Origin of the sequence: Roseibium aestuarii (genome assembly GCF_008477545.1) — a bacterium.
In the GTDB taxonomy this organism is placed as follows: domain Bacteria; phylum Pseudomonadota; class Alphaproteobacteria; order Rhizobiales; family Stappiaceae; genus Roseibium; species Roseibium aestuarii.
The window spans coordinates 934,999-955,177 of the sequence record NZ_VORA01000001.1 but is presented as its reverse complement, the minus strand read 5'-3'; the positions used below and the strand labels follow the sequence as shown (position 1 = coordinate 955,177).

Here is a 20,179-nt window from a genome sequence, read left to right as displayed (position 1 = left end):
CTCCTCAGGGTGTCGGACCGGTTGCGGGAAAGCGGAAGGCATGGGACAGGCGGCGGTGCCAGGCGGTGGCCAGCGGGCTTTCCACCACGCCGACCCGCTCATAGGCATGGATGAGACGCCCCGGTCCGGAGAGAATGCCCGCGTGGCGGGCGGCGAGCCCGTCGCGCCACCGAAAGAGAACCACGTCACCGGGGCGCGCTGCGGCCAGATCGACAGGCTGAAGCCAACGTGCGGCGGCTCGTGCCAGCGGTTCGTCGGTTGCCGCCACCACCCAGTCCGGGGCATAGGCCGGAACCGGCTCGGGCTCGCTGCCAAGCAGCGCGCGCCAGACGCCGCGGATGAGGCCGAGGCAGTCGCATCCCACCCCGAGGCAACTCGCCTGATGGCGATAGGGGGTGCCGAGCCACCGCCTGGCCGCTGCCAGCACAAGGTCGGGGTCGGCCTCAGACACGCAGGGCGCTGCCATCGTTCTCTCCGCTGTTGCGCACCGGATAGGACAGGACGAAGTCGTTGCCCGGCATGTGGGGGAAGCCTTGGAAATTCAGAAGATTGGCGAATTTCTCCCGGCATGTGGCCAGCCGCTTGTCGCAACCGGCCGTGAGGGAGAGCGTCGTGCCGATGGTCAGGCACACCGGCGGCTCCTGCCAGAAGACGAGCGTGTCGTCTGCAGATGAACCGTCTCTCTGATGCGCACTGATCTCGCTGGCGAAGCCTGTCGCCTCCCCGCTCGTCACCCGAACAAGACCGCCGGTGAACCAGCCCTCGTCGAAGCCGGAGAGGCCGGTGACCCGAAGCTCGGCCCGGCTCACGGTCGCGCTCACAAGTGCAGACCCGGCGTAGCGGGGATCGGTGAGGTCGATGCCGCAGCGGGCCTCTCCCAGATCCGCGTCGCAGGTGGGCGAGAAGACCCGGCCGCGAGTGCCCTCCAGCTGATGGGACAGGCTGCGCAACTCCGCCGTGAAGCGCGCACCGGAGCGACTCACCTCGCCGATCTGCGCCCGGCGCAGCAGCATCGCCTCCCCGGGCGCCTGCCAGTTGACGCGCCAGATGGCGACCTCGGCCCCGTCCCAAAGGCCGAGCTCCAGGTCCAGATCGCGCAAACCCTCGCCGCTGAGGGCGCCGGACCTGAGGGCCCCACTCACCTCTCCGCCGCCCACAGCCAGATCCGGTCCGGTCTGCATGGCGGTGGGATCGAGACCGTTTTCCGGGTGGCAGGTCACACCGTCCACGGCGAGGGGCCGGTCGTGATCGGTAAAGCCCAGGCGGACCTCGTCCCGGCGCGTCACCAGCCAGGCCCAGGCAAGCGTCGTTGTCCGGCTCGCCAGATGGGCGACCAGGTTCAGCGGCACGTCTTTCATGAAGCGGTTCCCCTGCTCAGTCGCGCAGTTCGATCAACGGGATGGAGGGAATGTCCCCGGCCTCGAAATGGGTCAGGGAGAGCTCTAGCCGGTCCGTGTCGAAACGCACCGGCACATCGAAGAGAAAGCCAGCGGTGATCACCGCGCCCAGTTCCGGCGGTTCGTCGAAGACGAGAGCCCCGGCCTCGGTGTCGAGCACCACGTCGGTTCCGGGCGTGTGCCCCTCCCCGTTCACGGCGAGCTTCACGCTCGCGGGATCCGGCAGGCGGATGCGCCGCTGATAGGCGGAGGGCCCGGCGCCATAGGTCTTGATCAGGGGAAAGGACCGGGTGGTCCCGTCTCCCGTGCCGATCACCTGATCAAGCGCCGTGGGAAGGCCGCCATCGCTGCGCGAGGCGTGGTCGAAGGGATCGCGGAAGCGGAACCCGTAAAGCCGGCCCCGGGCACGCTCAAAAAGATCGAGCACCGCCCGCAGATCGCTGAGGGAGCGGATGCCGGTGGCCGCATCATAGCGGCGGCGGCTGTCCGCCCAGCGGGCATTTCGCGCCTCGCGGCCCGAGGCCAGGCTCACCACATCGGTGCGCCGTTCCGGCCCGCCCAGCGCCCCGAAGGCGACCGCAGCGGGAAAGGACAGGTCGAGCAGCTCGGGCATCACATCATCCCCAAATTTCCCCGGAAATCCGGGTCACGATTGATTTGCCTCAAGGTGGCGGGCCGGGCCGGATGTCAATCTCGCGTCATCTCATAAGGAGGACAACATGAGCCACGTTCCGCACGAACTGCACGAGGAATTCCCCGAAGCAGCGGCTGCTCTGACCCATCTGAAGTCGAACGATGCGCATTTTGCGAAGCTGAGCGACGCATACCACGAGCTCAACCGCGAAATTCATCGCATCGAGACGGACATCCAGCCGGCTTCCGATGAAGCGCTGGAAACTCTCAAGAAGCAGCGCCTGGCGCTGAAGGACGAAATCGCCGGCCTGATCAAGGCCGCAGAAGTCACCGGCTCCTGAGCCCCTCCTTTTCAGGCCGGTGTCAGAGCCCGCGTCGTCCCCGTCCGACGGCGCGGGCCACCATCGCAGAAACCTGAGCCTGCGATCGGGAAAAGCTCTCCGCATCCCGCGTGACCACATTGATGGTCACCGATCCACCGGATCCTGCTCCGGTGCGCACGCCCAGACGGCCGTCGAGACCGCGCGCCAGGGGCAAAATGGCCTCCGGCCCCGCCTCACCGGCCAGACCCAGACCTCCCCCTCCCCAGTTTGCAAACAAGGCCGGTGCGCCGACCACACCGCCGCGCGCAAAGGGCGTGACCTGCCCCAACAGACCGGACAACCCGCTGCTCAGGCTGGATCCGAGACCCTTTGTCAGTCCGCCGAGGGCCGAGGTCACAAGCCCGTCGAGAGGCGCCAGCGCGGACGTCAGGACCTTGCCCGACAGGCTGAGGGCAAGACGGGACATCACCTGCTCCAGGCTCCGGCCGTCCACAAGCGCGGCCTTCATGCCGCCGGACAGGTTGAGTGAGAAGCGTTCGGCCCTTGCGGAAATCGCTACCATCTGGCGGTCGAACTCCCTCAGGTCGTCGAGCGGCAGCCTTGTTCCGGCCCCCAGAGATTGGTCGTCATGATCGGTCATCGCCGGCTTGTCCTTTGTCTCGCATCGTCTGTCGGAGGGCTGATCCATCCGGGAAGCGGCGCGCCAGCCGGTTCAGATCCACTGTACGCATGGGGACCCCGGCATCGGCGCCGCCACCCCCGAGTGGGGCAAGCACCAGTGCCAGTTCGCGAAGGGTCGCGCTCCAGAAGGTTTGCGGTGTCCATCCCTGCCCCCTCGCCGCCAGGCTCAGGAGACCGCCCAGGGTGACGGGGGGTTCGGCTGGACTGCCAGGTCCGGATCCCGCGTCTTTTTCGGTTCCGCAAAAGGGTCTTGCGTCTCCTCCATGCTGTTGGGCGGGGTTACGCCCGATGCGGCGAAGGTCACCTGAAGCAGATCGGAAACAATGGCGGCAAAGCCCGCCGCCCCGCCCGCCCCGCGCATCATCGCCACCTGATCATCGGTGACGTCATTGCCCGCGCCGCGCAGGCCCGCCCCCAGAATGCGCACCAGATCGCGCGCGCCCAGCCCGCCCTGGCCGAGACGGGCGACGAGACTGGTGAGATCCGGACAGTCGAACGCGTCCTCCAGTTCGGCGAGTGCGCCGAGGGTGAGCACCAAGGTCCAGGTTCGGCCATCCAGACCGGCGGAAATCTCGCCGCGATGTCGGTTCGGCATCAGAGGCTCCTTTCGCGAAACGGTGTCACAGGGCGGTGAAGGCAAGGGCGCCGGCGGATTCAAGCGCCAGCTCATAGGTCACTTCCCCATCGTGCCGTCCGGCATATTCGAGCGCCGTCACCTGGAAAGGCCCCTCGAGGACACCGAAATCGGGAACGATCACCTGCCAGGGGCGCAGGCCGCCGGAGAAGAAAAGGCTGCGCACCGCCGCATCGCTCGTCTGATCGCGGAAGAGCCCCGATCCGGACAGGTTGGCCGAGCGGGTGCCGGCATTTTCCAGCAGCTCGCGCCACTGCCCCGCACTTTCGGCGGTGGTGATGTCGACCAGACTGGCGTTGAAGGCGATGCGCCGCGCCCGCAGGCCGGCGACCGTCTGGAAGGCTCCACTGGCCGTCTCGTCGAGTTTCAGAAGCAGGTCACGACCAGCCTGGGCTGACATGGGGTTCTCCTTTGGCATTGGGGTCGGCGGAAGGATCTGAATGGAAAGCGGGATCGAGACCCGCTCAGCCGGCGGGTTCCGTCACGGCCCTGAGGGTCGCCTCGGCGCGGAAGGTGCGCCCATCCCGCAGCAGACGGGAGGACACATCCGCACCCTGCAGGCCGATGAGACGGTGGCCGTCGAGCGCGGGCGGGTCCTCCACCAGAACGCTGACGGCACGCAGGACGGCGGACAGGGCCTGGTCGCGCCCCGGTGCGCGGGAAAAGGCCACAAGCACCAGACCATGTTCCTCGCCCTCCTCGATCCGAGAGAGCAAGGGACGGGATCCGAGCGAGGCCAGCACCAGATACGGAAAGGCCTGGGCGCGAGGTGCCGCGTCGAAGATCCGGTTGGCGCCGATGAGCACGGTCAGGACGCTGTCGGCGGCAAGGCGGCTGAACAGCCCGGCTCGCAGGGCGAGGACGGATGCGGTCATCAGGTTTCCTCCTCCACTTCGGTCAGGCAGATCAGCTGCGGGCGGCGGCCGGTCTCTTCCGCGACCGAGAGCACCCGGTGCAGCTTGCCTGCCGCCCGGATGCGCCACCCCGCCGCAAGGTCGGACCTCGCTCGCAGGCGCAGCTCATGGGTGGCTACCCCGCTCAGCCGGTCCGCCTCGGCAGCTTCGGCCTGACGCAGCAGGCGAATCCCGGCAAAGTCGGTCCCCGCCTCCACATGGACGAGGACCTGCGCCCCGTCCGGGGTCAGCGTCAGCACCGGCGCCTCCAGCGTGACGGGACAGCGAAACCGCCCGGCGCTCACAGGCGGGGCATCCGGTTGACGGACAGGAGCCGGTCCAGGCCATGGGGCAGGCTTGCCATGGCCAGTTCCGTTCCCGCCTCCCGGTTCTCGAACCAGTGGGCGGCCAGCAGGCGCACGCTCTGGCGCAGGGTCTCGGGCACGTCAGAAGCGGCCGATCCATAGCCGCAGCGGACATCGATCTCGATGCCGTCGAGCTGGCCATGCGGAAGCCCCGCCCCCAGCGCCACACGCAGGCGGGCCGGATCCGTCCCCCGCGCCAGGCTCCAGTCGGCGGGCGTCAGCAGAACGGAGGCGCCCTGCCGGTCATAGAGCACGATCTGCTCCACGGACTGCACGGGACCGATGGGAAAGGGCACGACCCGGCCCTGCGGCCAGCGGTCGAGGTAGAGCCGCCAGACCTGGGTCAGCAGGCAGCGGCGGGTTTGCCGCTCCACATGTTCGCGGGCGGCCTTGATGAACTCGCCCAGCAGGGCGTCTTCGGCGTCGGAGACAAGGCGCAGATGGGCCTTCATCTCGGCCAGGGACACGGGCTCGAGACTTGCGGCCGTGATCAGGGCAAGGGTCATGGACGGTTCTCCCGCGCGAGTGGGTCGGGGATGGGCGAAGCTGTGAAGGTGGAGGCGTGATGGTCCGGGCGGGATGCGCCGGGCGCGGCCGCACTCCCAAAAAGAAAACCGGGGCCGTTGCCGGTCCCGGTTTCGAGTTGGGGAGGAATTCCCGGATCTTTCCGGGTCAGGGATGCGCGAGGACAGACACCCCTGCCGAAAGGGACTTCGCCCGGCTCGATCCGTGACGGATCAGGCCGAGAAGGTCAGCAGCTTGATGGCGTCATAGTCCTGCACGCCGCCGCCCACACGCTTGGTGGTGTAGAAGAGCACATAGGGCTTGGCGGAATAGGGATCGCGCAGGATCCGCACCCCCATCCGGTCGACGACCAGATAGCCGCGGCGGAAATCGCCAAAGGCGATGGCCGGAGCATCGAGGGCGATGTCGGGCATGTCCTCCGCCTCGGTGACGGGGAAGTTCAGCAGGGTGGCGGCCGCATCGGCGCTCGCCGGCGGCTGCCAGAGGTAGTTGCCGTCGCCGTCCTTCAGCTTGCGGAGCGCGCCCTGGGTGCGCCGGTTCATGACGAAGCGGGCATTCTGGCGATAGCCGCTCTTCAGGGAATAGATCAGGTCCAGCAGCGTGTCGGCAGGTGCCGAGGCCGAGAACCCGCCCGCCTCGCCGGTGGCGATGGTGCCGAGCGAGCCCCAGGCCCAGGCGCTTTCCGCCACCCGCGGCACGGAGAGGAAGCCGGTCGGCTTGTTCACCCCGTTGCCATTGATGAAGGCCGCGCCCTCCTGCTCGGCGAAGGCGGTTTCCACCTCTTCTGCAATCCAGGCATCCAGATCGATGGCCGCATCGTCCAGCAGGGCGGAGCTGGCGGCGGGCATGGCATAGAGTTCCATGGCCGGGAAGGTCAGCTCGGCAAGGGTCGGGGCGGAGGTTTCCGGCCGCGCCACCGTCTCGCCCACCCAGCCGGTCTGCGGACCGGTGAGGGAGAAGGGCTTGCGATAGGTGGTGGCGGACACCTGCCGGTTGCCGGCGATCGCCCGGATGGGAGAGGCCTGCGACAGGCGGGTCAGGATGCCGGCCTCCGTCTCGTCGGGGACGAGATAGCCCCCGTCCGCGTCTGAGCCGATGGACATGGACTTCAGTTCCAGCTGGCCCAGCGCGTGGTCCCGTCCGGTGCGCATGTAGGTCTCGAAGGCCGCCTTTCGCTCGATCGCCGGGCCGGAGCGCCAGGCGCCGCGCCGTTCTCCCAGAGGCGGGCGGGCCTTCTTCAGGGTCAGGCTGTCGAGGCGGCGCTGGGTGGCATCGAGGGCCGCGTCCAGCCGGTCCAGCTTCTCCAGGGTCAGTACGTCGGCCGACCCGCGGCTTTCGATTTCCGCCAGGCGGGCGTCATTGACCTGCCGGTAGCTCTCGAAGGCGGAGAAGAAATCGTCGAAGGTGCGGGCCACATCGTCGGCGGTCGCCGAAGACGGACGCGCCGGCACGCCGGTCAGGGGCGGCAGGTCCCCCAGCGGATCGGCCTTGGTCTCATAGACCGGGTCGCCCGCCGGGACCCCGGAGGCATCGGTCAGGGCAGCAGGTCGGTGGATCATGTCACTCACGGGCATCTCCTCAAGACAAGGTGAGACAGGACGAAGGGTGAAAGAAGCAACCGGGCCGGACCATTCCGGCCTCAGATGGCGGTTGCGGCACGGCGGCGGGCGGACCAGTCGACGAGGGTCGAAAGCCTGTGCTGCGGCCCGCCCCGTGACCTGTGCCGACCAATCTCGAGGGACGCCGGATCGGCCATGGCCTGAAGGCGCACCCTTGCGTCGGGCATCTGGGGGAAGGTCACCAGAGAGATCTCCCAGAGGTCGATTTCCACGAGCACCCGGCGCACGCCCGGTGCCACGGCGCTGCCGGGACCGGCGGCGCGCGGGAGCGGACGCTCCGCCCGCAAGGCCCGAAACCCGATGGACAGGCCGGAGAGCGCCTGCGCCCCGATCAGCCGGGCCGCTTCCTCCGCCTGGGCCACCCCTTGCGTCAGCCGGCCGCTGACCCGCAGGCCGTGCCCATCCTCCTCGCAGGCCGTCCACAGGCCGATGGGCCGGGACGGATCATGCTGCCAGAGCATGGGCAGCCCCCCCTTGCGACGGCGCAGCAGGGAGCGGGCGAAGGCGCCCGGGCGGATGACGTCGCCGCTGCCATCGGCAACGCCGAAGAGTGCTGCATATCCAGTCAGGGCAAGGGTCACGACGCAGCCCCCTCTCGCGATTTGGACGGCGCGATCTGGAGCCGCGAACCTTGGCTCAAGGCCTGCGTCAGGCAGAAGAGCGCATCGGCGTAGCGGCGGAACTCGTGACGGGCACGGTGCAGCTGCCGCACGCGCTGCGTCCCAGGGTCGGACGCGCGAGAGAGGGGCAGGCGAGAGACGGGCAAGGGACTGATGGGCATCCACAGGCTCCTCTGATGGAAAGGCGTTGCAGGATCAGGATCTTGAGGGACCGTCCTGCCAGGATGATTCAAGCCGCGCCCGGTCGGCGGCCCGGCTCAGGTGCCGGTTCAGGCGGGCAATCTCGTCGACAAAGGCCATGAAGCGCCGGTTCGCCTCCGCCAGCTCGCGAAGAAGGAACAGGGCAAGGATGGAAGCCGCAGCCGCCCAGAGAAACAGGGCCAGATGGGCCAGATCGCCCCGTTCGATGACGGAGCGGGTGATCGCCTCGCTCATCGCCGGCGGTCAGTCGGCGACCGGCACGGACGGACGGGGTTCCCCGTCGAGGTGCGCGTCCGGCTCCAGCACGCCATAGCCGACGGCCTGGCGCTTCTCGTCGAGGCTGAGGAACTGCGCCTCACCCACCCGGCGCCACAGGGCCTCCCGCTCGCCGGACAGCGCCTCGATCGCATCAAGATCGGGCTTCAGGGTCAGAAGGGGGCGGTCTGCGCTGCTCCCGGCCATCTCGGGTGCGCCGGCCTGATAGGCCGGGGCGAGCCAGGCCGCGAGGGCGGCGGCCGTGCGGTTGACGAGGGGCAGGACGGCCGTTCGCCAGAAGGCGAGATTTGCCTCCCGGTAGTTGGCGTAGGTGTTGTCGCCGGGGATGCCGAGCAACATGGGCGGTACGCCAAAGGCGAGCGCGATCTCCCGGGCAGCCTGGTTCTTGGCCTCGATGAAGTCCATGTCCTTGGGCGTCAGACCCATGGGCTTCCAGTCGAGCCCTCCCTCCAGCAACAAAGGACGTCCCGCATTGCGCGCCCCCTGATAGCCCTCCTCCAGCTCCTGTTTCAGCCGGTCGAACTGATCGGGCGAGAGGTTCGCCGCGTCCCCTGCCCCATAGACCAGCGCGCCCGAGGGCCGGGCCGCATTGTCCAGCAGGGCCTTGTTCCAGCCCGCCGCCGCATTGTGGGTGTCGAGACTGACCTGGGCCGCCTCGAGGGGCGCAAAGCCATAATGGTCGTTGAGCGGATGGAAGAGGCGCAGATGACGCACCGGAGCGACCCCGCCCTCCTCCTCAGGTTCGGCGGCGAGGCGCAGGGTGCGGCCACCCACCGAATAGTCGAAGGCCTCCACCCAGCCCTCGGCCGAGAGCACGATGCGGATCCGGTCGGGCCGGAGCGCATGCAATTCACGGGGCTCCCCGTTCAGCGAGACCTGCTCCAGATAGGCATTCCCGGCGCCCAGCAGGTGACCGAAGACGGCTTCCAGGAACTCCGCCCCCGTCTGCACTGGCCCCGGATGGGCCAGAAGATCCAGCAGCGGATGGGTCGCGACCTCTCGGTCCCCCTCGAAAAGCAGGAGGGGAACGGAGGCGGCGGCCTCGCTCAGAAGACGGATGCAGCGATAGACCACCGGATTGCGGGCATAGCCCTCCCGGGCAAGCACCGAATAGTCGCGCGGGCTCCAGACCGGGGTGCGAGCGCCTGACCAGGCAATGAGCGGCGCGGTGCGCGAGGACTTCTCCTCGCGGGGCTCCGGATCGGCAGATGGGGCAGAACGCCGCTTGGTGGCAAGCTCAAGTTTTCTCCACAAGCCCATGATGCTTCAGCCCTTTCCCGATCCGCTTAAAGATTGATTCAAGATGATGCCGCGAGGGCCTTTTCCCCACCGGCGTCCTGGCTTACTCTTGGTGACGTAAGGTGAGTTACCTAGCCAAAATCATCAGCGGCGATCCTCTCTATGTGCTCGCGGCTGCGAAGGTCCGCGGGTCTGCGGGCCGCGTTCGGGCGTCAGGTGTTTCAGGCGCCCCGCAGGAGACCGAAGCCGTGACTGACACCATGACCGATGGCCCTTCTGAGGACGTTCCCGACGGGATCCGCTTCAACACCTGGCTGCCGCTGGAGGCCCCGCCCTGCTGGGAGGTCCTGACCCGGAGCCACCATCTGCAGAAGTGGTTCGGCGATCACATCACCCATGACGCGACCCCCGGCGGCTTCTTCCGCGACATCGTGCGGCGCGACGAGGGCACCTCCATCGTCATCGGCCAGATCAGTCACATGGAAGAACCCCGGGTTATTCACATGAGCTGGTCCGACGAGGGCTGGGGCGTCGAGACCCAGCTGGAACTGCGCATCACCGGACTGGCGGGCGGATCGCTCCTCACCCTCACCCATTCGGGCTGGCGCGATCTTGCCGCCCGGGAGGCCCCACAGGTGCGGCGCGATCACGAGCTTGCCTGGAAGCGCCATCTGGTCTGCCTGGAATCCTATTGCGAACAGCTTGCGGCGGAGCGTGCCCCGGCGCCCTCCTCCGGACCGGACGACGGCCCGCTGCCCGGCGGCTCCCGCTCCGACCCGGCCGGATCGATCCCCGGCATGTCGGGGGCCGCTCAGAACGCCTGTTTCCTGTCCCTCTGACGCCTCCCCGTCCAACGCCGGGCGAACACGCCGCCCCGGCCTTGATCAGAGGCGGCGCACCCGCGGCTCCGCCCTTGGCCCGAGCAGCAGGTCGCTGACCGCCCAGACCAGCGCATCCAGCCGGTCCGGCGAGCGTCCCGAGGACAGGCCCGACGGCGCAAAATCGCACATCTCGTCTTCGAGTTCCGGGAAGGTGCCTGCGTGGCGCACCCGGCCCTGGTCGTAGAGCATGGCCACCGGCTCGGCCCTTGCGAACTTGCCTCGGGTCGCATGGACCGTGCGCACCGGCACGGCCGGATCCACGCCGCGCACCACCTCGGCCACCATCTCGCCGCCCTGGTTGGTCTCCGCGATCAGGCTGTCGGCCTTCAGACCGTGATAGAGCCCGACGGCGACCGCCGCCCATTCGGAGGGCTTGAGCCGCGCCCTCGATCGGTCCGCCAGCACATGGACGTTTCCATTGCCATCAAGACCGGCGGCGACAATGCCGCACGCGTCCGAGCGCTTGCCGGAGGTCGCCGGAGGGTCGACGGCCACCACGATGCGCTGGAGATCGTCCGGGGCGGCCGCTTCCCGGAACCGCTCCAGCCCCTCCCGCGACCAGAGCGCTTCGGGCCGGTCGTCGATCAGCTCGCCGTCCAGCTCCTGACGCCCGAGCCGCGTGCCGCCATAGCGGCCGATCACCGCCTCCAGGAAGCCCGGGGCGAGGAAGGGCGCGTTGGCGCGGGTCGGGGCATGGGTGAGCACCGTGTCGCTGAGACCCATGAGCCGCTTCAGCAGCGGCACGGGCCGGGGCGTGGTGGTGATGAGCTGGCGGGGTCTGTCGCCCAGCCGCAATCCGAATTGCAACATGTCGAAGGTCTCCTCGGCATTCTTCCATTTCGCCAGCTCGTCACACCAGGCGAGGTGAAACTGCGGCCCGCGCAGGGCCTCCGGATCTTCCGAACTGAAGGCCTGGGCCACCGCCCCACAGGGCCATTCCAGACGGCGGCGGCTGGCAACCCAGACAGGCCGGTCCTGCGAGGGGTGAATGGCCAGAAGGCCGGACACCCCTTCCACCATCACCTCGCGGACATCGGAAAAGGTCTCGCCCACAAGGGCCACCCGCAGCGCCTGGGCCGGTGACGCCCGACGGGCGGCCGCCACCTGGGAACGCACCCATTCCGCTCCGGCGCGGGTCTTGCCCGCCCCCCGGCCTCCCATCATCAGCCAGATCCGCCAGTCTCCGGCGGGGCTGAGCTGATGGGGATGGGCGAAGAGTTCCCAGTCGGACAGCAGGAACCGCATCTCGGCCACGGAAAGGCCAGCGAGCGCATCCTCAATCCGCCCGGCCCTGGCGCAATCCTTCAAGGCGTTGCGCAAGCGCATCCCGGAGACGGTCCGGGTCGAGCTCGTCTCCGGCGTTTGCGGAGCCCTCGTCCGCATCCTTGCGTCCATTCTGCCTGCTCCCTTTCGCCGGTTCCGCCTCCAGATCCATCAGCACCGTGAGGGTGCGCGCCAGGCTCGCCAGGGTCTTCACGGTCTTGTCGATGTCGCCCAGATCCGGCTGGCGCAGGGCCTCGCCGGTCTGGGACTCCAGGTCGCGCAGGCGCGCCTCCAGATGGTCCATCTGGGCCAGGAAGGTGCGATAGAGCCGTGCCACCAGTTCCGGATGATCGCCTGAAACCGCCGTCCCCGGCGCCCGCCCCTCGCCAGCGTCCGCGCAGGCCGGGGTCGCGTGGCCGCCCACTGCATCAGCAAGAGGGCTGTCTTCGGGTGATCCAGACGGCTGCTCCAGCTGCTGCTCTTTCGCATGCTCATTCGGCTGCTTCCGGGCCGCCTCCCGGCTTGCGGGGCCCGGGGCCCCCTGGCGTTGGCGGCGGTTGCGGCGGGCACTCGCCCGTCTGCTCGTTCCCTTCATCGCTCCTCCCCCCTCGGCGCCGTCATGGGGCTGCTCCCCCTAAGCGTCCCCGCAATCCTTCTTGGGAGAGCGCAAGACGCAGGGACCCAGACGACAAAGGGCGCCACCGTGTCCCGGTCGCGCCCTTGCGAAATCCTGATGATGAGGCTTGCCTGCCTGAATGCCTGCCTGAATGCCTTGCAACTTGCCGGTACCCCGGCTGTCCCGACTGCGTGCCGACATGGGAACGGGCATCGCCCTGCCCCCATTGCCTCTGCATGAGAGCCCCTGCACGAGAGCCCCGGCCTACAGACACTTATCCCCGCCCGACGAACCTGAGCGATACCGAGGCCCGCGCCAAATGGCAGCAGCAAGTCACAGTTCTTCGATCATGACAAAACCCTACCCGATCACCGTGACGGTGTCAAGGATTATTTTCCTATCACTCTCACACCCCCTGCGTGCCGAGCTTGTGGGCCTTTTCCAGCCAGGCGGCGCGCTTGTCCGGCTTTGAGCCGCGCACGGGGGAGAATTCGCTGATGCCCTTCAGTTTCACCCCGCAGAATTCGAGGATCTGCTGGCGCACCTGGCGGCGCAAGCCGAAGCCGTAGATCCAGTGCAGGAAGAACCGGGGCGTGTCGGAGGTCATGAGAATACGTGCGGTTCGGCCCTTGAGCAGCGCCTCGGGCAAGGCCTGTCCGTCCACATAGCGGAAGGCCTTGCCATGGAGGAAGGACCGGTCGATGAGGCCCTTGAGCTTGGCCGGCCAGCCGCCCCACCAGAGGGGGTGGACGATGACCAGATGCTCGCACCATTCCAGATCGTCCCAGAAGGCCTGAAGGGCCGGCTCCAGCGGCGGCGCATCGCGGAACCGTGAGATGCCCAGATCCGGATCGAAGGCCATGGCGCTCAGGCGGTGGACCCGCAGCTCATGGCCGGCCGCGCGGGCACCGGTCTCATAGGCCTGCATCAGGCCGTGGCAAAGGGTTTCGCTGGCCGGATGGCCATCGAGCAAAAGGATTTTCTTCGGCATGTCACTCTCTCAGAAAGTTCGGCGGTGGACGTCGCGGCCGGGTCAGCCCCCTCTTGCCGCTGCGACACGCGCCTCGTCCCGATCCGTCCCGGCCCTGATTGCCACCCCGAGGGACGCGCAATCCGGCCGCAATGGATCTTAAAATTGACTATGGTCATTTTTTGACATCGCCTCCGAGTCAGGTCAAGAGTTATTTTGACCGCAGTCATTTTTTAGAGTCCTGCCATGCCTCCTCGCCCTTCGCCGTCCGCAGCGCCCTCCGGCTCCCGCAAGCCTCAGGCCCGATCCCTGCGCACCCGTGAGGCGCTTCTCGCGGCCGCCCGGCGCCTTGCGGAAGAGCGCGGCTCGCTGGATGCGGTCACAGCCGATGCGATCGTGGCGGAAGCGCAAGTGGCCAAGGGGACCCTGTTCGCCCATTTCGGCGACATGGACGGGCTGCTCTCCCACGTGCTTCTCGACAGGCTGGCCGGTCTGGTGAGCCGGACAGAGCCGGCGGATCGCAGCACCTCCTCTGTCGTACCGGCCGTTGTGCCGCCCGTTGCGCCTTCGGATCCCATGGGCGTGCTTCTGGACAAGATGAACCGTCTGATCCGGGTCATTTCCTCGGACCAGACGGTGCTGCGCATCTTCCTGAACAAGACCGGTTATGGCAGCGGCCATTGCGCGCCGGAATTCGTCGAGATCCTCTCCCGGCTTGATCAAGAGCTGGCGGGCTTTCTGGGGCTCTGGCAGCAAGCCGGAGACTGGGAGCCGGCCATCAGGGGCGATCTCGCCCCGGAGATCCTGACCGACGGGCTGATCGCCTTCATGGTTCATGCGGCGCTGAAATTCCGCTCCGGTGAAGTGCCCGAGCTCGACGCCTGCCTTGCCCGGCTCGCCCTGCAGACACGCGCCTATCTGCTGGCCGCCCCATCGGTTGCAACCTGAAGGGTTGAATCGGCACCCTCGCGACCAGAAATGATGCAACGCACCTAAACCTGCCAGCTTTGCCAAGGGCAGAGTTCGCAGAGCCGTGACACTGTTTTTACCATTGAATTCGAAACTCTTGCCCGAATGCGCCGATTGAGTGTCATCGCCCTGGCAGGGACTCGACAAAGCCTGTGCGTCGCCTATCCTCTTCAAAAATGCTGCAGTGCACCCTGCGCCGATCCTGAAGGAGCCCCGCGCCCATGCTCTACACCGCCTATCTTGCCGTCTGCCTGGCCTCCACGCCCATCCAGCAGTGCAACCGGGACACCGCGATCAACTGGATGGTCGCGCCGGGCCGCCATCCGCTCGCCTTCTGCATGATCAACGCCCAGCGCTATGCCGCGACCTCGGGCGTGGTGCATGAGGGAGAAGTGGTGAAGGTCTTCTGCAAGGCGCCGGACCAGTTCCGCATCACCGGCTGAGAGTTGCCTCGCCCGGATCCTGCAACTTAAGGCTTTCTTCACATCGGGAATTCAGACTAGGGGCTCCTCTCTCGCCCTTGCTGGATCTCCCGATGTCCCTGCGCCAGATTGCCGTTCTCTTCCTCCTCCTGGGCACCGTCGCCTGTCAGCACCAGACCCTCCCGGGACCTGCCGTCCGCATTTCGTCGATCCAGGTTCAACCGGGGCCGGGTGCCTATGGTCGCCAGGCGGCCCAACAGATGCAGTCGCGTCTGGCGGTGGTTGTCGCCGACATCAACCGTCAGCTTCCCCCCGACGCCCCTCAGGCCCCCATGACCGTGCAATTCGACAAGGTGAAGCACGTGGCACCCGCCGGCATCTTCATGGCGGGCCGCAGCGAGGTCTCGGGAAAGATGCAGGTCGGCGACTGGAGCTTCGCCTTCAAAGGGCGCGACGGGGCCAAGCCTGACGTGGACGAGATGTTCAACCTGGATGGGTTCTACAGTCCGGACCGCAGCTTCGGCCGCATTTCCGATGGCATCGCCTCCCGGTTTGCCGAGCGCTATGCGCAGAGCTTCGGGCTGTCGGCGCTGAAGCGCGGCGAGATTTCCAGAGCCGCCCCGCAGCCCCTCGCGCCCGCCCTGCGTCAGGCACCGGACGTCTCGGTGCCGCGTGGCCGGGCCGCACCACCGCCCCAGGTGCTTGTGGGCGGCTGATCCCGCGCTGATCCGGGGGGCGTGACCTGCCGTATCAGAGGGACAAGGTTGCAAGGGGCTGGTCTCCTGCAACCGGCGTCTTCTCACGGCAAGGATCATCGATCATGACCCCCGATACGTTCCACACGCTGCGCGCCCGCGAGGCTTCGTCCCGGGCGCTGGCCCTTCCCGCACGCACCCCCGCCGCCCTCTCTGCCTCCCGGCTCCTGGCCTTTGCCCTGCCGCCGCTCATGTGCGTGCTGATGGCCCTTGCGCTTGTGATCGCGTCCCCCTCCGGCGCCCGCGCCGCGCAAGCCTCGGCAGCGCCCCAGCCCCTGGCACTGGAGGAGTTCTTCGCAGGTCATGCGCTCGGGACCGGCACCTTTGTCAGCGAGCTGGCCGATGTGGAGCGCGATTTCACCGTGGGCATGTCGGGCAAGTGGGATCCGAAGACCCGCGTCTTCATCCTTCGGGAAGCGATCGTCTATGCGGACGGCGAGCGTGAGGACAAGGTCTGGACCTTCCAGAAGCTCGGACCGGGGCGCTACATCGGCCGCCGGCCGGACGTGCGCGGCCTGACCCAGGTCTTTCCCACGCCGGATGGCGCGCTGGAGTTCACCTACATCACCGACGTGATGCGCAACGGCAAGCCGCAGGCGATCCGCTTCACCGACAGGCTCGAGCGGGTCGATCGCACCACCGTGCGCAACACGGCGCGCGCGAGCTTCCTCGGGCTGACGGTCGGCACCGTGGACATCACGTTCAAGAAGTAAGGCAGGCGGATCCTGTCAGGCGCCGGCGGGGCGCTCGCTGCCAGCGGGCACTTCGCCGGGCCAGGTGACCACGTGGTCCTCGTAATCCTCCAGCTCGATGCCATCCTCGGGCACGGTCTGGCCGGAGACGGAAATGCCGGCCTGATGCACCGTTTCCGGGTCGCCGGAGATGAGGGGGTGCCACCAGTAGAGGTCTTCCCCGTCGCGCACCAGCCGATAGGCGCAGGTGGGCGGCAGCCAGGTCAGGGTGTTGACCTCTTCCACCGTCAGCTGAATGCAATCGGGCACGGTCGCGGCCCGGTTGGGATAATCCTTGCAGCGGCAGCTGTCGCCATCCAGCAGGGTGCAGGCCACGTCGGTCCAGACGATCTGGCCGGTGTCCCAGTCTTCCAGCTTGTTCAGGCAGCAGCGGGCGCAGCCGTCGCACAGGGACTCCCACTCGGCGGTCGTCATCTGCGCCAGCGTCTTGGTCTTCCAGAAGGGAAGCTTGTCTGGATTTTGATCTGAGACGATTGATTTCATCGGCCGGATGACGTTCCTTGGGGGACATGATTTGGGTCGCGGACTATCAGGCTCCGCGAAGATCGGCAAGCAGGACCTTTGACCTTGGCAGATGAGGACAGGACAGAGGACGGAGCGCAGACGGCTCCCGAGCGGGCGGAATCCGTGCCGACCCCGCCGCGCCCTCGCCGGAAGGTCTCGCACTGGCTGCTCGGACTGGACGCCTGGATCGACAGCGGCCTGTGGGCGCTCGGCACCGGTCTGCGCCGCGGTTTCGAGGCCTATGACGGGGCGCTGCGCCGCTTCCGCGCCCGCGGCATCTGGAAGGTTCTGGCCGAACTCTCCTCCGAAGGGGTGACCTGGGGTCTTGTCGGGCTGGTCGTGCTGCTGGCCTTTGCCCAGCCGGCCTTCGAGGCAACGCGCCACGCGGACTGGAAGACCACGGATGATTTCGCCGTCACCTTCCTCGACCGGAACGGCAAAGAGATCGGCAAGCGCGGCATCGTTCTCAACGACAGCGTGCCGCTGGAGGAAATCCCAGACAGTCTGGTCAAGGCGACGCTGGCGACCGAGGACCGGCGCTTCTTCGTGCATTTCGGCATCGACGTGCTCGGCACCTTCCGCGCCATCGTGGAGAATGCCCGGGCCGGCGGCGTGGTGCAGGGCGGCTCGTCGCTCACCCAGCAGCTCGCCAAGAACCTGTTCCTCTCCAACGAGCGCACCCTCGGCCGCAAGGTCAAGGAAGCCTATCTGGCGCTCTGGCTGGAGGCCAATCTCACCAAGAACGAGATCCTCAAGCTCTATCTCGACCGGGCCTACATGGGCGGTGGCGTTTTCGGGGTGACGGCGGCGGCCGACTTCTATTTCGACAAGAACGTGCGGGAGCTGACGCTCGCCGAAAGCGCCATGCTGGCAGGCCTTTACAAGGCGCCGGCGAAATATGCGCCGCACGTGAACCTTCCCGCGGCCCGCGCCCGGGCCAACGAGGTACTGACCAACATGGTTCAGGCCGGGTTCCTCACCGAGGGCCAGGTGATCGGCGCCAGGCGCAATCCGGCCCAGGCGGTCGACCGGGGCCAGCAGCAGCTTCCCGAATATTATCTCGACTGGGCGCTGGACGAGGTGAAGAAGCTGGCGCGCCGCAACCCGGCGCTCGCCCGGGACCGGATCGTCACCGTGCGCACGCCCTTCGATCCGGCGGTGCAGCGCCAGGCGGACCTGACGGTCGCCTCGATCCTCGACGAGAACCGCAAGATCCGGGACGTGCACGAGGCGGCCACCGTGGTGATGCGGCCGGACGGGGCAGTCGTGTCCATGGTCGGCGGCTCGTCCTACGGGGAAAGCCAGTTCAACCGGGCGGTCAATGCGCTGCGTCAGCCGGGCTCGTCGTTCAAGCCCTTCGTCTACATGACCGCCTTCATGAACGGCTACGACAAGGACAGCATCGTCCCCGACCGGCCGATCTCCATCGGCAACTGGAGCCCGCGCAATTATGGCCGCAGCTATGTGGGCCCGGTCTCCCTGAAACTTGCCCTGACCAAGTCCATCAACACGGTGCCCGTGCGCCTGGCCCAGGCCATCGGCCGCAAGAAGATTATCGAGACCGCCTACCGCATGGGCTTGACCCATGAGCTGGAAGACGTGGTCACCCTGCCGATCGGCTCATCGGAGGTGTCCGTGATCGACATGACAGCCTCCTATGCCACCTTCGCCAGCGGCGGATTGAAGGCCACGCCCTATGCGGTGGTGGAGGTGATGAACTCGGAAGGCCGGGTGCTCTACAGCCGCTCGCGCGACGAGGGCGCGGCCGAGCGGGTTCTGCCCGAGGACAAGGTCGCGGAAATGAACGACATTCTGGTGAATGTGGTGGAGGCCGGGACCGGCGGCCGGGCCCGTATCGACGGGGTGATCGCGGCCGGCAAGACCGGCACCACCTCGGCCTATCGCGATGCCTGGTTCGTCGGCTACACGGGCAATTTCGTGAGCGCGGTCTGGGTCGGAAACGACGACTTCACCTCCACCCGCCGGGTGACCGGCGGCAGCCTTCCCGCAATGATCTGGCAAGGCATCATGGCCTTCGCCCACCGGGACATCGAGCTGGCGCCCATGCCGGGGGTCGACCCGGCAAGCCTGAAGCGCTTCCCGAAAGACGGTCAGTCGGTTGCCGCAGACCAGAAGAGCCAGCCGCAACTGCTCAGCCGGGAGACGCAGGCGGTCCTCAAGGAGATCTCCGAGGCTCTGGAGGCCATCGCCCCCCAGGTGGATGCCGCCCTGCCGGGAGAAGCCGCGCCGCAAGACGGACGGTCGGATCTTGCACTCGCCACGGCCAACGGGGAGACACGGCCATGAACCTTGCCGAAAACCCCTTTGCCAAGGACATTTCCGGCCGTGCGGCACCGCATGCCGTTTCCCCTCGAGGCAACGATCCTCGTCTTTACTCCGCCGCCTGGGAGCGCGCCGGCCACCGGGTATCGCAGGGGCTGCGCCCCGAACCGCGCGACCTGATCGAGAGCCCTGCCCGTCCCTTGCGCAGCCTCGCGTTCCTAATGAGCGTGCTGGGTCTCGGCACGGTGCTGGGGATCGGGTCCGCCGCGCTGATCGTCGAACGGGAGCGGCCCTTCGCCACCACCAGCATCGGCCCGTGGAGCGCCAGCCCGACGGCGGGCACGGCGGAGGCGGATCCCTATTCGGTGGCGATCTACACCCGCAGCGCCCGTGTGCCGCTGGCTCTGGGCGAAGGGCTGGCGCTCACCGCCTATACGGACAGTGTCGGCCAGAGCCTCTCGCCCGCCTGCACCTACCGGATCACGGGCAGCACGCCGACCGCACGGATGTGGACCCTGAGCGCGGCCACCGCCAAGGGCGAGATGGTGGAGACGCTTGCCGGGCGCACCTTCCTCACGAGCCTCGGGCTGCTGCGCGCGGATGACGGCACCTTCACGGTCACCGCCTCGCGCGCGCCGTCCTCGGGCAACTGGCTGCCCCTGGCCCGCCAGCCTCAGGCGCTCGAGGGCCTGAGCTTCACCTTCCGTCTTTATGACGCTCCGGTCACGACAGGGGCCTCGCTGGAAGGCGCCGTGATGCCGCGGATCGAGAAAGTGGCGTGCCGATGAGCATCCTTCTGCCCACACGCCTGCGCCTCGGGCTGGGCGCCCTGGCGGTCCTGGCTCTCTCCGTTGTGGTTCATGTGCTGGTGATCCTCGCCATTCCGCGTCAGGCCACCCACAGCTCCTATTCGGAGGCCGCCACGTTCGGCCCCGACCGACAGTTCAACCTGCTGCCGCCCTTGCGCGCCGGAGCCGAGCCCCTGCCCGGCCTCGACCCGGCCATGAAGCACGCGACCTGCCGCTATCAGCTCGATAACGGACCGGTGCTCTTTACCGCCTCGGTGCCGGTGCCCTTCTGGTCAATCGGCCTCTTCGACGACACCGGCGAGGTGATCTATTCGCTCAACAACCGCACGGCCGGCTCCGACATCCTCTCCATGCTGCTGATCACACCCGAACAGCTCTCCATCCTGCGGGAAAACCCGCCGGAGGACCTGGACAAGCTGATCGTGATTGAAACCCGGGCCAGCCGCGGTTTCGCCTTGCTGCGGGCTCTCTCGCCCGCAGCCGCCAGGGATCTGGAGGTGGATCTGGCGCTGAAGACCGCCTATTGCGGCAGCTTCAGCTAGGGCCGGT

At 67.7% G+C, this 20,179-nt stretch carries 27 protein-coding genes; 9 read left to right on the top strand and 18 right to left on the bottom strand.

Annotated elements, in window-relative coordinates; translation table 11 throughout:
• Nucleotides 1-4: 4 nt before the first annotated feature.
• Genes FR728_RS04155 through FR728_RS04145 form a run of 3 tightly spaced genes read right to left on the bottom strand, consistent with a single transcriptional unit; the run spans nucleotide 5 to nucleotide 2,010 of the window.
• Nucleotides 5-466 (bottom strand): NlpC/P60 family protein, encoded by a 462-nt coding sequence (locus FR728_RS04155; protein ID WP_188318785.1) that lies wholly within the window; start codon nucleotides 464-466, stop codon nucleotides 5-7.
• Nucleotides 444-1,358, bottom strand: coding sequence for a DUF2163 domain-containing protein (locus FR728_RS04150; protein WP_149891355.1), 915 nt, complete (start codon nucleotides 1,356-1,358; stop codon nucleotides 444-446). Before FR728_RS04150 ends, FR728_RS04155 begins: the two co-directional genes overlap by 23 nt.
• Before the next feature lie 16 nt (nucleotides 1,359-1,374).
• Nucleotides 1,375-2,010: a DUF2460 domain-containing protein gene (locus FR728_RS04145; protein WP_149891353.1), complete on the bottom strand. Its 636-nt coding sequence runs from the start codon at nucleotides 2,008-2,010 to the stop codon at nucleotides 1,375-1,377.
• Nucleotides 2,011-2,116: 106 nt separating this feature from the next.
• On the opposite strand from FR728_RS04145, the gene FR728_RS04140 reads away from it, so the two are divergent.
• Nucleotides 2,117-2,371 (top strand): HP1242/YdcH family protein, encoded by a 255-nt coding sequence (locus FR728_RS04140; RefSeq protein ID WP_149891352.1) that lies wholly within the window; start codon nucleotides 2,117-2,119, stop codon nucleotides 2,369-2,371.
• A 22-nt stretch (nucleotides 2,372-2,393) separates the two neighbouring features.
• Here the strand turns inward: FR728_RS04140 and FR728_RS04135 are convergent, their stop codons facing one another.
• From FR728_RS04135 to FR728_RS04085, 11 genes are all read right to left on the bottom strand, one after another.
• Nucleotides 2,394-2,993, bottom strand: coding sequence for a phage tail tape measure protein (locus FR728_RS04135; RefSeq protein ID WP_149891351.1), 600 nt, complete (start codon nucleotides 2,991-2,993; stop codon nucleotides 2,394-2,396).
• Entirely contained in the window at nucleotides 2,980-3,198 is a 219-nt protein-coding gene (locus FR728_RS19780; RefSeq protein ID WP_425280845.1) for a phage tail assembly chaperone, read from the bottom strand. Before FR728_RS19780 ends, FR728_RS04135 begins: the two co-directional genes overlap by 14 nt.
• Nucleotides 3,199-3,200: 2 nt before the next feature.
• Nucleotides 3,201-3,629 (bottom strand): gene transfer agent family protein, encoded by a 429-nt coding sequence (locus tag FR728_RS04125; protein WP_149891350.1) that lies wholly within the window; start codon nucleotides 3,627-3,629, stop codon nucleotides 3,201-3,203.
• A gap of 25 nt (nucleotides 3,630-3,654) precedes the next feature.
• Nucleotides 3,655-4,068 (bottom strand): phage major tail protein, TP901-1 family, encoded by a 414-nt coding sequence (locus FR728_RS04120; protein WP_149891349.1) that lies wholly within the window; start codon nucleotides 4,066-4,068, stop codon nucleotides 3,655-3,657.
• A gap of 64 nt (nucleotides 4,069-4,132) precedes the next feature.
• The gene (locus FR728_RS04115) at nucleotides 4,133-4,543 is read right to left on the bottom strand and encodes a DUF3168 domain-containing protein (RefSeq protein WP_149891348.1); all 411 of its coding nucleotides are present in this window, start codon (nucleotides 4,541-4,543) and stop codon (nucleotides 4,133-4,135) included.
• Complete coding sequence (locus FR728_RS04110; protein WP_280115324.1) at nucleotides 4,543-4,866, bottom strand: head-tail adaptor protein; 324 nt, start codon at nucleotides 4,864-4,866, stop codon at nucleotides 4,543-4,545. The genes FR728_RS04115 and FR728_RS04110 overlap by 1 nt, the downstream gene beginning before the upstream one ends.
• On the bottom strand, nucleotides 4,863-5,432 hold the full coding sequence (locus FR728_RS04105; RefSeq protein WP_149891346.1) for a head-tail connector protein: 570 nt from the start codon (nucleotides 5,430-5,432) through the stop codon (nucleotides 4,863-4,865). Before FR728_RS04105 ends, FR728_RS04110 begins: the two co-directional genes overlap by 4 nt.
• Nucleotides 5,433-5,663: 231 nt before the next feature.
• Nucleotides 5,664-7,010, bottom strand: coding sequence for a phage major capsid protein (locus tag FR728_RS04100; protein WP_149892198.1), 1,347 nt, complete (start codon nucleotides 7,008-7,010; stop codon nucleotides 5,664-5,666).
• Between the two features lie 80 nt (nucleotides 7,011-7,090).
• Nucleotides 7,091-7,651 (bottom strand): HK97 family phage prohead protease, encoded by a 561-nt coding sequence (locus FR728_RS04095; RefSeq protein WP_149891345.1) that lies wholly within the window; start codon nucleotides 7,649-7,651, stop codon nucleotides 7,091-7,093.
• Between the two features lie 234 nt (nucleotides 7,652-7,885).
• Nucleotides 7,886-8,125 (bottom strand): hypothetical protein, encoded by a 240-nt coding sequence (locus FR728_RS04090; RefSeq protein ID WP_149891344.1) that lies wholly within the window; start codon nucleotides 8,123-8,125, stop codon nucleotides 7,886-7,888.
• Between the two features lie 9 nt (nucleotides 8,126-8,134).
• A complete protein-coding gene (locus FR728_RS04085; protein ID WP_149891343.1) occupies nucleotides 8,135-9,427 on the bottom strand; it encodes a phage portal protein in 1,293 nt (430 codons plus the stop codon).
• A 227-nt stretch (nucleotides 9,428-9,654) separates the two neighbouring features.
• Between FR728_RS04085 and FR728_RS04080 the strand changes: the two genes are divergently transcribed.
• Nucleotides 9,655-10,245 (top strand): SRPBCC family protein, encoded by a 591-nt coding sequence (locus FR728_RS04080; protein ID WP_149891342.1) that lies wholly within the window; start codon nucleotides 9,655-9,657, stop codon nucleotides 10,243-10,245.
• A 45-nt stretch (nucleotides 10,246-10,290) separates the two neighbouring features.
• Here the strand turns inward: FR728_RS04080 and FR728_RS04075 are convergent, their stop codons facing one another.
• The 3 genes from FR728_RS04075 to FR728_RS04065 all read right to left on the bottom strand — a co-directional run bounded on the left by FR728_RS04075 (nucleotide 10,291) and on the right by FR728_RS04065 (nucleotide 13,157).
• Nucleotides 10,291-11,613 (bottom strand): DNA-packaging protein, encoded by a 1,323-nt coding sequence (locus FR728_RS04075; protein ID WP_244304373.1) that lies wholly within the window; start codon nucleotides 11,611-11,613, stop codon nucleotides 10,291-10,293.
• On the bottom strand, nucleotides 11,564-12,145 hold the full coding sequence (locus FR728_RS04070) for a hypothetical protein (protein WP_149891341.1): 582 nt from the start codon (nucleotides 12,143-12,145) through the stop codon (nucleotides 11,564-11,566). The genes FR728_RS04075 and FR728_RS04070 overlap by 50 nt, the downstream gene beginning before the upstream one ends.
• Before the next feature lie 427 nt (nucleotides 12,146-12,572).
• Complete coding sequence (locus FR728_RS04065; RefSeq protein WP_149891340.1) at nucleotides 12,573-13,157, bottom strand: NAD(P)H-dependent oxidoreductase; 585 nt, start codon at nucleotides 13,155-13,157, stop codon at nucleotides 12,573-12,575.
• 225 nt (nucleotides 13,158-13,382) lie between these two features.
• On the opposite strand from FR728_RS04065, the gene FR728_RS04060 reads away from it, so the two are divergent.
• From FR728_RS04060 to FR728_RS04045, 4 genes are all read left to right on the top strand, one after another.
• A complete protein-coding gene (locus FR728_RS04060; protein WP_149891339.1) occupies nucleotides 13,383-14,084 on the top strand; it encodes a TetR/AcrR family transcriptional regulator in 702 nt (233 codons plus the stop codon).
• Nucleotides 14,085-14,326: 242 nt separating this feature from the next.
• Nucleotides 14,327-14,548, top strand: a complete 222-nt coding sequence (locus tag FR728_RS04055) for a hypothetical protein (protein ID WP_149891338.1) — start codon at nucleotides 14,327-14,329, stop codon at nucleotides 14,546-14,548.
• 92 nt (nucleotides 14,549-14,640) lie between these two features.
• Nucleotides 14,641-15,243 (top strand): hypothetical protein, encoded by a 603-nt coding sequence (locus tag FR728_RS04050; protein ID WP_149891337.1) that lies wholly within the window; start codon nucleotides 14,641-14,643, stop codon nucleotides 15,241-15,243.
• A gap of 104 nt (nucleotides 15,244-15,347) precedes the next feature.
• Complete coding sequence (locus FR728_RS04045; protein ID WP_149891336.1) at nucleotides 15,348-15,995, top strand: DUF3833 family protein; 648 nt, start codon at nucleotides 15,348-15,350, stop codon at nucleotides 15,993-15,995.
• 15 nt (nucleotides 15,996-16,010) lie between these two features.
• On the opposite strand, the gene FR728_RS04040 is transcribed toward FR728_RS04045, so the two are convergent.
• On the bottom strand, nucleotides 16,011-16,517 hold the full coding sequence (locus FR728_RS04040) for a YcgN family cysteine cluster protein (RefSeq protein WP_149891335.1): 507 nt from the start codon (nucleotides 16,515-16,517) through the stop codon (nucleotides 16,011-16,013).
• 84 nt (nucleotides 16,518-16,601) lie between these two features.
• Between FR728_RS04040 and FR728_RS04035 the strand changes: the two genes are divergently transcribed.
• Genes FR728_RS04035 through FR728_RS04025 form a run of 3 tightly spaced genes read left to right on the top strand, consistent with a single transcriptional unit; the run spans nucleotide 16,602 to nucleotide 20,172 of the window.
• Nucleotides 16,602-18,845 (top strand): transglycosylase domain-containing protein, encoded by a 2,244-nt coding sequence (locus FR728_RS04035; RefSeq protein ID WP_188318783.1) that lies wholly within the window; start codon nucleotides 16,602-16,604, stop codon nucleotides 18,843-18,845.
• Nucleotides 18,842-19,609: a DUF1214 domain-containing protein gene (locus FR728_RS04030; RefSeq protein ID WP_149891333.1), complete on the top strand. Its 768-nt coding sequence runs from the start codon at nucleotides 18,842-18,844 to the stop codon at nucleotides 19,607-19,609. The genes FR728_RS04035 and FR728_RS04030 overlap by 4 nt, the downstream gene beginning before the upstream one ends.
• Entirely contained in the window at nucleotides 19,606-20,172 is a 567-nt protein-coding gene (locus tag FR728_RS04025) for a DUF1254 domain-containing protein (protein WP_208998643.1), read from the top strand. The genes FR728_RS04030 and FR728_RS04025 overlap by 4 nt, the downstream gene beginning before the upstream one ends.
• Nucleotides 20,173-20,179 lie beyond the last annotated feature (7 nt).